Consider the following 11,900-nt stretch of genomic DNA (forward strand, 5'->3'; position numbering starts at 1 on the left):
AGGCACAATTGCCCAATCTTTATTACCCTGAACAATGTTTACACTTCCCTGCAGCATGAAGTGGTGTAGAATACACTGTACGCAGCCAATTGCATTATTTTTTGGAAGACCCTTTTTCTTATGACGCTACGCGAATTTATTAAACCATGTAACTTCACCAAACGAGGCGATGGGCCAAAATACTTGCAGCTGCGCAACTTAATCAGAAAAGCAATTCTGTCCGGTGCCCTAGAGCACCACGATGCTTTACCAGCCGAACGAGATTTGGCAGAGTTTTCCGGTTTATCCCGGGTCACTGTGCGAAATGCTATTAAAGCTCTTGTGCGCGAGGGAACCCTTGTCCAAAGAAGAGGCTCTGGCTCATTTGTGTCCGCCTCTCCTAATGACATGCAACAATCAACGACACTGCTTGCCTCTTTTTCCACTGAAATGGCGCGGCGCGGCTTAACCGCGCGATCAACCTGGATAAAAAGAGGCCATTTTCACCCATCACCAGACGAAATATTTGCCTTGGGCCTTCCCCAAAAGTCCATGGTATCTCGGTTAATGCGTGTGCGCTATGCGGATGATCGCTCAATGGCGGTTGAGCGCACTGCGCTTCCAGTTACAATATTGCCAGAGCCTAATATTGTTACAAACTCGCTTTATGCAACCTTAGAAGAATTGGGCAATGCGCCGGTACGCGCCGTGCAAAAGATATCAGCGATTAATCTAAGAAAAGCCGATGCAGAATTATTGAATATTCCCGAGGGATCTGCCGGTTTGAAAATTGAACGGGTCGCCTATCTAGCCAATGGGATGGCATCAGAATTCACCCTTTCGCTCTATCGCGGCGATGCTTATGAGTTTGTCGCCGACCTTTCACCAAAGGAATTAGAGCACGCGTAGACTTTCTACCATAAAACTTTCCGAGGTCACTGGCTTTTGGGGCGTTAAGCCTCTTCGACGCATGGAAACAAATGATTACCCGATTGCAATGGCCTTCACATCTTCGTCAATGAACGGCACATATTGCTCAAAATTATCAGCGAACATTTTTACTAGTTTTTGCGCCTGTACCTCATAGGCTGCACCATCGGTCCAAGTCTTTTTGGGATCAAGCAACTCCGGGTCAACGCCGGGCGCAGTGATCGGCACATCAAATGCAAAGTTCATATCTTTGCGAAACTCTACTTCTGACAATGATCCATTCAGAGCCGCTGTTAGCAGCGACCGAGTGGCTTTAATTGGCATCCGCTGCCCCGTGCCGTAGGCGCCGCCGGTCCAGCCAGTGTTGACCAACCAGCAGGTTGCGCCGTGACTGGCGATCTTTGAGCGCAATAAATTACCATAGATTTCAGGGCGGCGCGGCATAAACGGTGCCCCAAAACAGGTTGAAAAGGTCGGCTCGGGTTCCGTGACCCCGCGCTCGGTTCCGGCCACTTTTGACGTAAATCCAGACAGGAAATGATACATCGCCTGCGCCGGCGAGAGCCGGGCAATGGGCGGCAAAACGCCAAACGCATCACAGGTCAGCATAATAATATTTTTTGGATGACCACCCAGAGCAGTATCCGAGGCATTCTCAATATACTCAAGCGGGTAGGCACAGCGCATGTTGGCGGTCAAACTGTCATCATCAAAATCAAGTTCTTTGGTGTCCGCATCAAACACCATATTTTCAATAACTGTCCCAAATTTGCGCGTGGTTGCATAGATTTCAGGCTCTGCCTCAGCGCTTAAATTTATTGTTTTGGCATAGCAGCCGCCTTCAAAATTAAACGTGCCACGATCCGACCAGCCATGTTCGTCATCACCGATCAAAGTTCGCAAAGGATCTGCCGAGAGCGTTGTTTTGCCAGTGCCAGACAAGCCAAAGAACACCGCTGTGTCCACCGGGTTTCCGGTTGCGTGGTTGGCCGAGCAATGCATCGGCATGATATTTTTTTCGGGCAGCAAATAATTGAGCAGAGTGAACACAGATTTTTTGTTCTCTCCGGCATATTCGGTCCCACCGATCAAAATAAGCTTTTGATCAAAGTTCATCGCAATCACTGTTTCGCTGCGGCAATCATGGCGCGCAGGATCCGCTTGAAAACTTGGGCAGTTGATCACTGTGAAATCAGGCAAAAATTGATCCAGCGCCGCGCGCTCGGGTCGGCGCAGCATGTGGCGGATAAACAGCCCATGCCAGGCCAATTCTGTCACCATGCGGATATTGATGGATACCAATGGGTCCGCTCCGGCAATTAGATCCTGTACAAAGTAGTCATTGCCGCGCATATGGCTGAGCATATCATCGCGCAACCGATCAAATCCTTGTCTGGACATTTTGGCGTTATTTTCCCACCAGATATGATCGGCAACGCTATCGGTGTACACCACATGCTTGTCTTTGGGTGATCGGCCGGTGAATTTTCCAGTGCTGACCAAAAAAGTGCCGCCCTGCCCCAATATGCCTTCCTCGCGTTTCAATGCAGCGGCAACCAAGTCTGGCTCTGAATCGTTGTAATAGACATTTCCCAACCCGGTGATCCCTTGATCTTTGAGTTGGTGCTGCGGGTTTACCCGTCCAAATGTCATCATACTACTCCTGGCGCAGAGCCTGCGCATTTAAGTTTCTTAAAAAAGCCAAAGTATCACTACACCGCCCTAATCTGCAGGCCGTATCGCCGCAGACCCTTTTTCTTTAACATGTTGTTTAACAAGGTGAATAGGGCGCAGCACTGCCGTTAGCGCAACCATTCCCAAGTTAGCGCAACCATGTTCACTATGGGAAACAGAGAGGTCGTAAATTGCCGCAATTCTGCTGTTAAAAATCGCAATTTGCTGTTTTTTTGGAACAAAAGCAGACGAATCACGTTTTGCCATTGATTAAATCCATACGAAAAAGGCATACTCTGACCAATCTATTGGGATTAATGTGAAAGAGATTTTATGTCAAAAATTGCTTTGGTAGATGATGACCGCAACATTTTAACATCAGTATCAATGACCTTGGAAACCGAAGGCTTTGATGTTGATACATACACAGATGGACAGTCCGCGTTGGATGCATTTAGTCGCTCAATGCCAGATTTGGCAATTTTAGACATTAAAATGCCTCGTATGGATGAGATGGACTTGCTGCAAAGATTGCGGCAGAAGTCATCCTTACCAGTAATTTTTCTGACTTCGAAAGATGACGAAATAGATGAAATATTAGGCTTGCGCATGGGGGCAGACGATTATGTGACCAAGCCATTTTCCCAGCGGCTTTTACTTGAGCGCATCCGCTCATTGTTGCGCCGCAAAGATGCAAATGAAGGAAACTTTGTCGGAGAAGAAACCGAAGACACCAAAGTTTTGGTACGCGGCGAGCTTTCGATCGACCCCCTGCGCCATTCTGTGACATGGAAAGGCTTGAGTGTAACCTTGACAGTAACCGAGTTCTTGCTGCTGCAAGCGCTGGCGCAACGCCCCGGATTTGTCAAAACCCGTGATCAGTTGATGGATGTAGCATATGACGAGCAGATTTATGTCGATGACCGCACGATTGACAGCCATATTAAACGCCTGCGCAAAAAAATGCGAAGCGTTGATAACAGTTTTTCCGCGATCGAAACCCTTTATGGGATTGGGTACCGTTACAACGAAGAATAAAAGCTATGTCCAGCATTGACCCAATCAAACATCGCGACGACCCAGCGCTTGAAAAATCTGCGAAAACAATACACCAGCAGCGTCGCAATCGTCCAAATAAGCGAGAAACTGAAAGATCAACTTCGCGTTTAAATCATGGATTTTGGACATTTCGGCACTCTGCATTGACCCGTAGAATTGTTATTTTCAACCTCATTGCGCTGAATTGTCTGATCGCAGCAGCGCTGTATTTTTCTTCCACGCGTGAGAGTTTAGTCTTCCAGCGGTCACAGGCGATGGTTGTTGAAGCTGAGCTTGCAGCAAATATAATTTCTCTTCAGATGGCGCATGAGCAAGCAGAGCTGTCTGCACTTAGCGGGCTGAACAACATGCTCGCCCAGCTCAGGCTCAGTCATGGATCATCGCTTTATGTTTTTGCCGACAAAGGCACGTTGATTGGTGAAATAGAAAATATGAACCGGACAGAAATCGGAAACGTGCTTTTTAGCCAGCCGCCTCAAACTCCGATCACTGACGGGCTAAGCGCCATTTGGTCTGCTTTGAAATTGCTGAACCCGCAATCCAGTTCAGCAGAAACCGGGTCCGATGACCAAGAGGCTCAGGCGCGCAACCTCATAGGTCCAACCCTATTAGGTCAAACACAATTGATCCACCATCAACCTGGCAAAAACAGCAGTAATGTCACTGCGCTTACACCTATATACCAGTTCAACGCCGTAGTTGGGGTTGTCGCTTTGGTTAGCCCTGGAAATCAAATTGATGCCTTGGTCAAATCTGAGCAAGAACGAACCTTGCAACTCATGTTAATCGGAACCCTGTTTTCGATCTTTTTAAGCGTTATTCTTGCCTCCTCAATATCAAACCCGCTTCGAGATCTGGCGAACGCTGCTGAGTTAGGGCGCGAAAAAAATGCCAAAAATGTAAGCCGCGGGCGGATTCGTATCCCTGATCTATCTGATCGGACGGACGAGATTGGACGCCTATCCTCTGCCCTGCGCGGCATGGTCGAGGCCCTTTATGATCGCATCGAGTCTAATGAACAGTTTGCAGCAGATGTAGCGCATGAGATAAAAAATCCGCTGGCCTCTTTGCGCTCTGCAGTCGGCACTTTGCAGCGCAGCAAACGCGAGGACCACCGCACCAAACTGCTTGAAGTGATTGACCATGATGTCCGGCGTTTGGATCGGTTGGTCAGCGATATATCAAACGCATCACGGTTGGACAGTGAATTGGTCAAAGAGGATCAAGAAACGTTCGATTTATTGGCTTTGGTTCGAAACCTTGCAGAGTATCTAGGCGCGGAAGCTCAGGACAAAGGCATAGATTTCATTTCTGACTTTCCGGATAAAATCATTCATGTAAGAGGCCTAGAGGCTAGGTTGGCACAGGTTTTTGTAAACTTGATCAGCAACGCGATTAGTTTTTGCCAAGACGGCGATGCTATCCGCATCTGGGTTCGGGTACGCGAAAATCGAGTGTTGGTGGTGGTTGAGGATACTGGCCCAGGAATTCCGCAAGAAGCCTTGAGTAAAGTATTTAATCGGTTTTACTCAGAACGACCTGCTAGCGAATTTGGCAATAACTCAGGTCTTGGGTTGGCGATTTCAAAGCAGATCATCGAAGCGCATGACGGTGTAATCTGGGCCGAGAATATTCACCCAACTTTGGCCGATGCTGACTCAGAGCCGCTTGGGGCCCGTTTTGTTGTGGGTTTGCCAATTTAAATTGGGGCGAGGTATCTGTGAAGCTGGATAAAGAAACTGTTTTACTCCATGCCAGCTGTGTTTCGGTGAACGGAAATGGCGTTTTGATCTGTGGCCCTGCGGGCAGTGGCAAATCCTCTTTGGCGCTCAACTTAATTGCACTCGGCGCTGAGCTGGTAGCAGACGACCAAACGCTTATACGGCGCGAAAATAAGAATTTGATTGCGCGCTGCCCGGAAACGATATCCCATCTTATCGAAGCGCGCGGCCTTGGGATTTTAACGCCACCGACCCGTTCGGATGTCGCGCTTACCCTTGTGGTTGATTTAGAGACAGTGCAAAGTCAAAGAGTACCACCCCCTGAAGCGTATGAGCTTTTCGGTATCACTTTGCCGCTATTCCGCCGCGCCCCGCTGGACGCATTTCCAGCCGCCCTATATATCTTAGCAAGAGATGGGATGCGGTACGACGTGTGAAAGCGGATCAATGCAAGAAACTTCCACAACGAAATTAGTTTTGGTCACCGGTCCCTCGGGTGCTGGTCGCTCAACTGCAATCAACGCATTGGAAGATCTGGGGTATGAAGTCATTGACAACTTACCGCTGACATTGCTCGAAAGGGTTATGGAACCAGCCGGCATGGCTAAACCGCTGGCCGTTGGGCTTGATACCAGAAACCGCGATTTTTCAGTTCATGGCATGCTGGATATGCTGCATGCATTGAGCCAGAAGACAAATGTTGAAACCAGTTTGGTTTTTATCGGCTGTGAACGACATGTGCTTCTAAAGCGCTTTTCTGAAACCCGTCGCCGCCATCCAATGGCGCCGGCAGAAACCCCCGCGATCGGGATTGAGCGCGAGTTTGACCTTTTGCAGCCAATTCAAGCACGCGCAGATATATTGATCGACACATCAGAAATGACGCCCCATGAATTGCGGGCTGATATCGAACGCTGGTTTTCGACCTCCGCGTCCAAAGGGCTATCGATTTCGGTGCAGTCTTTTTCCTATAAACGCGGTTTGCCACGGGGGGTGGACACATTGTATGACTGCCGGTTTTTACAAAACCCCTATTGGGTTGAGGCCCTTCGCAGACAAAATGGCACCCAGAAAGCCGTTCAAACCTATGTCGGAGAAGACCCGCGATTCGCAGAATTTTTTCAAAAACTTCTTGAATTTAGTTGTTTTTTGCTGCCAGCGTACAACGATGAAGGGAAAACACACTTTTCCATTGGCTTTGGCTGCACTGGCGGCCAACATAGATCGGTTGCCGTAGCGGAAACTTTGGCTGCAGCCCTTGCAGAGCGCGGTTGGCAAGTGTCAATTAGACATCGGGAGCTGGAAAGAAATTCTACCAACCATGACCCATAAACAGTTTGGTCGCAGGGAGGCACGAGCGTGATTGGTATCGTAATCGTCGCGCATGGCGGATTGGCAAAAGAATACCTGCACGCGGTAGAACATGTTGTCGGCGGGCAAGCTGGCATTGTGGCCATTCCAATCGAGCCAGATCATGATCGGCAGAAAAAGCAAGATGAGATTTGTGATGCCGCAAATACGGTTGACACGGGGCACGGTGTGCTCGTGGTAACAGATATGTTTGGCAGCAGTCCCTCGAACTTGTCGCTGCGGGCCTGCCAACCGGAAAACCGCAAGATCATCTATGGTGCTAACTTGCCAATGCTGGTCAAATTGGCCAAATCAAGACATCTTTCGGTCAAAGACGCTGTTGCGACGGCGCTTTCAGCAGGCCGTAAATATATCGATAGCTGCGACGGCTGAGGGATTTATATGGACGACAAAGTCATCCGCGTGTTTGAAATTGTGAATGTAAAAGGTCTTCACGCACGCGCCTCGGCAAAATTTGTAGAAACTGTTGAGGCCTACGACGCCTCTGCAGAGGTTGAAAAAGATGGCCTCAGCGCTTGCGGCGATAGCATCATGGGCCTTTTGATGCTTGCTGCGTCGAAAGGCAGTTCTATCAAAGTAACAGCCCAAGGGTCCGAGCGCTCTGATCTTGTAAACGCAATCGGTGATTTGATTGCAGACCGTTTTGGTGAGCCTGACTAAGCTGGTTACCCGAAGCTTAAATGTTAAAGGACCCTGTACGTGGTTGAAAGCACCAATAGTAAACCCTTTGAAGATCAGGCCCAGGGCGGGCAGGCGCTGCCTCAATTGACGTTGAATGACGAGCCGTATGATCGCCGGCGACTATCTTATGCAGCGACCTTTACCGACCCTAATCAACGGATCACGATCCAAACTATTGAATATATAACCGGCAAGCTACGGCTGCTGCGGAAAATTCGCCAGTTTGAAGCCATGGGCGTACCCCATGGGCAGGCATTTTGGAAACAGGCGCTCGACGTCATGGGGATAGAGTTGCAGACCCCACAAGAACAAATTGACAGTATTCCCAAGGACGGCCCTTTGGTCACAATATCAAATCATCCTCATGGGTTGGTCGACGGGATGATCCTTGGCGAATTGATCGGGCGGGTTAGAACAGACTATAAAATCCTCACCCGCTCTTTACTGACGGGCATCACCGAAATTGACGAATTTATGATCCCAGTCCCTTTTCCGCATGAAGAGGACGCACTAGAGAAAAACCTTGTGATGCGAAAAGAGGCGATGAACCACCTCAAAGACGGCGGCGCTGTGGTTTTATTTCCCTCTGGTGTGGTTGGAGCCTCAGAAACCATGTTTGGCCCAGTGATTGAAAAACAGTGGAACCCGTTTACCGCCAAGATGATCCAGCGATCGCAGGCCAAAGTTCTGCCGGTGTATTTTCAAGGGGGAAATTCAAGGTGGTATCAAATCGCCAATCAAATTTCACCAACCTTGCGCCAAAGCCTGCTGCTTTTTGAAGTTGTCAAAGCCTTGAACAAACCCCAAGCACCTGTGGTTGGCAGTTTGATCGACCGCCCAGAGATCAAGGGCTGGGCGGATAATCCACGTGGTTTTGTTTCTTGGCTGCGTGATGAAACGCTAAAGCTGGGCGCGGCGCCTAGCGCGTAGGCACCGGCACATCGCCGCGATAATCGTAAAAACCGCGTTTTGTTTTGCGCCCAAGCCAGCCAGCCTCGACGTATTTTGTCATCAAAGGACAAGGCCGGTATTTGGTATCAGCCAGTCCTTCATGCAGCACATTCATGATCGCAAGGCAGGTATCAAGCCCGATGAAATCAGCCAGCTCTAGCGGCCCCATCGGATGATTGGCGCCCAGTTTCATGGACTGATCAATAGACTCGACCGATCCAACGCCCTCATATAGCGTATAAACCGCTTCATTAATCATCGGCATTAAAATTCGGTTGACGATAAAGGCTGGAAAATCTTCGGCGCTGGCCGGGGTTTTGCCCAGATTTTCCACCACAGTGCGGCAGGTATCATAGGTTTCTTTATCCGTGGCGATACCGCGTATTAGTTCGACCAGCTGCATCACTGGAACCGGGTTCATAAAATGAAAGCCCATGAACTTTTCCGGCCGTCCAGTGCGGCTGGCAAGCCGCGTGATTGAAATCGACGAGGTGTTCGAGGTCAGGATCGTATGATCCTGAATATGCGGAACCAGCGCATCAAAGATAACCTGTTTGGTGGGCTCATCTTCGGTTGCGGCTTCAATCACCAAATCAGATTGCCCAATATCCGCAATCGAAAGCGTTGTTGTTATCCGGCTGAGCGCCGCGGCTTTATCCGCGTCAGCAATTTTTCCGCTTTTGACTTGCCGCGTCATGTTTTTGTCAATCCGCGTGATGGCCTGAGACAGCACATCTTTGCTTATATCGTTCAAGCACACCTGATATCCGGCCAATGCCATTACATGGGCGATACCGTTTCCCATTTGGCCTGCGCCAATCACCCCGATTTTAGTTACATCCATGCCAAAGCCCCTTGCCGAATTTTCTGCACAATACGCCTCAGGGAAGCCAAGGTGCAAGAGCAGGTCGTGAAAACTCTAATCAAGTTTTCCATTTAGGACTTTCGCAAGGGAATCAGTGCATTTTAAAGTTGGGATTAAATGGTGGTGAGATATGACCTACACAAAACTCGGCCCTCGGGCTTTGGACTACACGCTTTGTCAATATGGCGTCTCGCGAAATATCTTTCGCGGGCCGCGAAAATCTTTTTGCAAACCTTACATTGTCTGCCTCGGGGGCAGCGAAACATTCGGCCAATCGGTACCTGCACCGTTTCCAATTTTGACCGAGCGGTTGATCGGTCAAACTGTGGTCAATCTGGGTGTCACCCATGCCGGCCCTGATTTGTATTTAAAAGACGACGCGGTGATTGATATCGCACGAAAAGCGGAACTTTGCGTTCTGCAAGTCATGGGGGCCAATAACATGTCCAACCCCTATTACAAAGTACATCCGCGCCGCAACGATAGGTTCATCAAAGCCCTGCCGGCATTGGGTGAATTATTTCCAGAAGTGGATTTTACCGAATTCCACTATACCAAACATCTGCTGCACCATCTTAACCTGATGGATTGCGACCGATTTCAACTGATCAGCACTGCACTTAGGAAAACCTGGTGTGATAAAATGAAACGCTTGCTCAAAGTGATCAATAGACCGACGGTTTTGCTGTGGATGCAAAATAAGTCGGCTTGCTTTTCATTCGACAGCGACCCATTGTTTGTGACCCAGAGCGACATTTCAGTGCTCAGCTCGCAGGTTCTTGCCATCAGCAAATACCGTCGCTGTTCCACGCCGACGGCCTATTCAAAATATCAATTTTTTGATACCCTCGATCAAGATTGCCACGCTGAGATTAGCATGAGGTTGGCAACCGACATTCTTGCGCATGTGGCATAGGGTGGGCATAAAAAAGCCCCCGAAACCGAGGGCTTTTCTACAAATATTGTCAAAGGTTTAAGCTAGTTTTTCCGTCAGCTCGGGCACAGCATCAAAAAGGTCTGCGACCAGTCCAAAGTCTGCAACCTGAAAAATCGGTGCCTCTTCGTCCTTATTGATCGCGACAATGATCTTGCTGTCCTTCATACCGGCCAAATGCTGAATGGCGCCGGAAATGCCAACCGCAACATAAAGATCAGGAGCCACCACTTTGCCGGTTTGACCCACTTGCCAGTCGTTTGGCGCATAGCCGCTGTCAACCGCTGCCCGCGATGCACCAACAGCTGCGTTCAACGCATCCGCCAGCTTTTCTATAAGCGCAAAATCATCTTCGCTACCAACGCCGCGGCCACCAGAAACAACCACACCAGCAGAGGTCAACTCGGGCCGGTCGCTTGCCGCTACCTTATCTTCGACCCATTCCGACAGCCCAGGGTTACCTGCGGCGGCAATGTTTTCAATTGCTGCAGAGCCACCTGCGCCTGCTGCATCAAAGTTTGACGTCCGGATTGAGACAACTTTCGTAGCATCTGATGATTGCACCGTTTGCAACGCATTGCCTGCATAGATCGGGCGCTCGAATGTGTTGCCGTCAATTACGGCTGTGATATCAGTAATTACCATCACATCCAGCAGGGCTGCCAAACGCGGCAGGATGTTCTTTGCCGAATTGGTGGCCGGAGCGACGATATGTTCATAATCCCCTGCCAGCGAAACAATCAGATTCGCCACAGGCTCGGCAAGACCATTGCCATAGGCCGCATCATCTGCGCAAAGCACTTTGCTCACGCCTTCAAGACCGGCCGCGGCCTCTGCCGCACCGCTGCATCCTGCAGCAGCGCAAAGCACTGTTACATCGCCCAGTTGCTTGGCTGCTGTTACCGCTTTGGCTGTGGCATCAACCGCCAGATCAGCACCTGAGATTTCCGCAATAAGAAGAACTGCCATTAGACTGCCCCCGCTTCTTTGAGTTTTTCAACCAGCTCATCTACTGAGCCTACCTTTATGCCTGCTGCGCGGCTTTCAGGTTCGGTGGTTTTCACAATGCTCAAGCGCGCCGCTGGATCAACGCCGTAATCCGCGGCGGTTTTCTGATCAAGCGGCTTTTTCTTGGCTTTCATGATGTTTGGAAGAGATGCGTAACGCGGCTCGTTCAACCGCAGATCAACGGTCACAATGGCCGGCATGTTGACCTTGATGGTTTGCAGCCCGCCATCCACTTCGCGCGTGACCACGGCGCTATCGCCGTCCACGTCAAGCTCTGAGGCAAAGGTCGCTTGCGACCAGCCCAGCAGACCGGCGAGCATCTGACCAGTGGCGTTCATGTCATTGTCGATGGCTTGCTTTCCGCAAAGCACCAAACCGGGCGCTTCTTCATCCACCACTGCCTTGAGGATTTTGGCCACCGTCAAAGGTTCAATATCGGTGTGCACATCATCGGCCGCAACCACTAAAATGGCGCGATCAGCCCCCATCGCCAGAGCAGTCCGTAGTGTTTCCTGTGCCTTTTCAACACCCACAGAAATGGCAACCACCTCATCGGCTTTGCCAGCCTCCTTCAAACGGATCGCTTCTTCTACTGCAATCTCGTCAAAGGGGTTCATCGACATTTTTACATTTGCCAGATCAACACCGGATCCATCCGCTTTCACGCGAACCTTCACGTTATAGTCAATCACGCGCTTGACAGGCACCAATACCTTCATGAGCGTAA

The 11,900-nt window shown here is 49.8% G+C and carries 14 protein-coding genes; 9 read left to right on the forward strand and 5 right to left on the reverse strand.

All coding sequences use genetic code 11. The features are described from left to right. Window positions 1-120: 120 nt before the first annotated feature. The gene (locus GN278_13975; GenBank protein XAT61764.1) at window positions 121-888 is read left to right on the forward strand and encodes a UTRA domain-containing protein; all 768 of its coding nucleotides are present in this window, start codon (window positions 121-123) and stop codon (window positions 886-888) included. 75 nt (window positions 889-963) lie between these two features. Here GN278_13975 and GN278_13980 read toward each other — a convergent pair whose 3' ends face one another. Further along, entirely contained in the window at window positions 964-2,562 is a 1,599-nt protein-coding gene (locus tag GN278_13980; GenBank protein ID XAT62683.1) for a phosphoenolpyruvate carboxykinase, read from the reverse strand. 69 nt (window positions 2,563-2,631) lie between these two features. After that, window positions 2,632-2,850, reverse strand: coding sequence for a hypothetical protein (locus tag GN278_13985; protein XAT61765.1), 219 nt, complete (start codon window positions 2,848-2,850; stop codon window positions 2,632-2,634). Window positions 2,851-2,916: 66 nt separating this feature from the next. Between GN278_13985 and GN278_13990 the strand changes: the two genes are divergently transcribed. The 7 genes from GN278_13990 to GN278_14020 are packed head-to-tail and all read left to right on the forward strand — an operon-like array spanning window position 2,917 to window position 8,345. Further along, window positions 2,917-3,621 (forward strand): response regulator, encoded by a 705-nt coding sequence (locus GN278_13990; protein XAT61766.1) that lies wholly within the window; start codon window positions 2,917-2,919, stop codon window positions 3,619-3,621. A 5-nt stretch (window positions 3,622-3,626) separates the two neighbouring features. Next, complete coding sequence (locus GN278_13995) at window positions 3,627-5,345, forward strand: HAMP domain-containing protein (GenBank protein ID XAT61767.1); 1,719 nt, start codon at window positions 3,627-3,629, stop codon at window positions 5,343-5,345. A 23-nt stretch (window positions 5,346-5,368) separates the two neighbouring features. Continuing rightward, window positions 5,369-5,800, forward strand: coding sequence for a serine kinase (locus GN278_14000; GenBank protein XAT62684.1), 432 nt, complete (start codon window positions 5,369-5,371; stop codon window positions 5,798-5,800). Between the two features lie 10 nt (window positions 5,801-5,810). Continuing rightward, window positions 5,811-6,695: an RNase adapter RapZ gene (gene rapZ / locus GN278_14005; GenBank protein XAT61768.1), complete on the forward strand. Its 885-nt coding sequence runs from the start codon at window positions 5,811-5,813 to the stop codon at window positions 6,693-6,695. A 27-nt stretch (window positions 6,696-6,722) separates the two neighbouring features. After that, window positions 6,723-7,106: a PTS fructose transporter subunit IIA gene (locus GN278_14010; protein XAT61769.1), complete on the forward strand. Its 384-nt coding sequence runs from the start codon at window positions 6,723-6,725 to the stop codon at window positions 7,104-7,106. 9 nt (window positions 7,107-7,115) lie between these two features. Then, window positions 7,116-7,394, forward strand: coding sequence for an HPr family phosphocarrier protein (locus tag GN278_14015; protein ID XAT61770.1), 279 nt, complete (start codon window positions 7,116-7,118; stop codon window positions 7,392-7,394). A 39-nt stretch (window positions 7,395-7,433) separates the two neighbouring features. Beyond that, window positions 7,434-8,345, forward strand: coding sequence for an acyltransferase (locus tag GN278_14020; protein XAT61771.1), 912 nt, complete (start codon window positions 7,434-7,436; stop codon window positions 8,343-8,345). Here the strand turns inward: GN278_14020 and GN278_14025 are convergent. After that, a complete protein-coding gene (locus GN278_14025; GenBank protein ID XAT61772.1) occupies window positions 8,335-9,210 on the reverse strand; it encodes a 3-hydroxybutyryl-CoA dehydrogenase in 876 nt (291 codons plus the stop codon). The genes GN278_14020 and GN278_14025 overlap by 11 nt on opposite strands. A gap of 151 nt (window positions 9,211-9,361) precedes the next feature. Here GN278_14025 and GN278_14030 point away from each other — a divergent pair, with 151 nt between their 5' ends. After that, window positions 9,362-10,147 (forward strand): hypothetical protein, encoded by a 786-nt coding sequence (locus tag GN278_14030; protein XAT61773.1) that lies wholly within the window; start codon window positions 9,362-9,364, stop codon window positions 10,145-10,147. Window positions 10,148-10,204: 57 nt separating this feature from the next. On the opposite strand, the gene GN278_14035 is transcribed toward GN278_14030, so the two are convergent. Together GN278_14035 and GN278_14040 are read right to left on the reverse strand one after the other, a co-directional pair. Beyond that, on the reverse strand, window positions 10,205-11,134 hold the full coding sequence (locus GN278_14035) for an electron transfer flavoprotein subunit alpha/FixB family protein (protein ID XAT61774.1): 930 nt from the start codon (window positions 11,132-11,134) through the stop codon (window positions 10,205-10,207). Beyond that, entirely contained in the window at window positions 11,134-11,892 is a 759-nt protein-coding gene (locus GN278_14040) for an electron transfer flavoprotein subunit beta/FixA family protein (GenBank protein ID XAT61775.1), read from the reverse strand. Before GN278_14040 ends, GN278_14035 begins: the two co-directional genes overlap by 1 nt. Window positions 11,893-11,900 lie beyond the last annotated feature (8 nt).

This window comes from Rhodobacteraceae bacterium Araon29, from assembly GCA_039640505.1.
Taxonomy (GTDB): Bacteria; Pseudomonadota; Alphaproteobacteria; order Rhodobacterales; family Rhodobacteraceae; genus CABZJG01.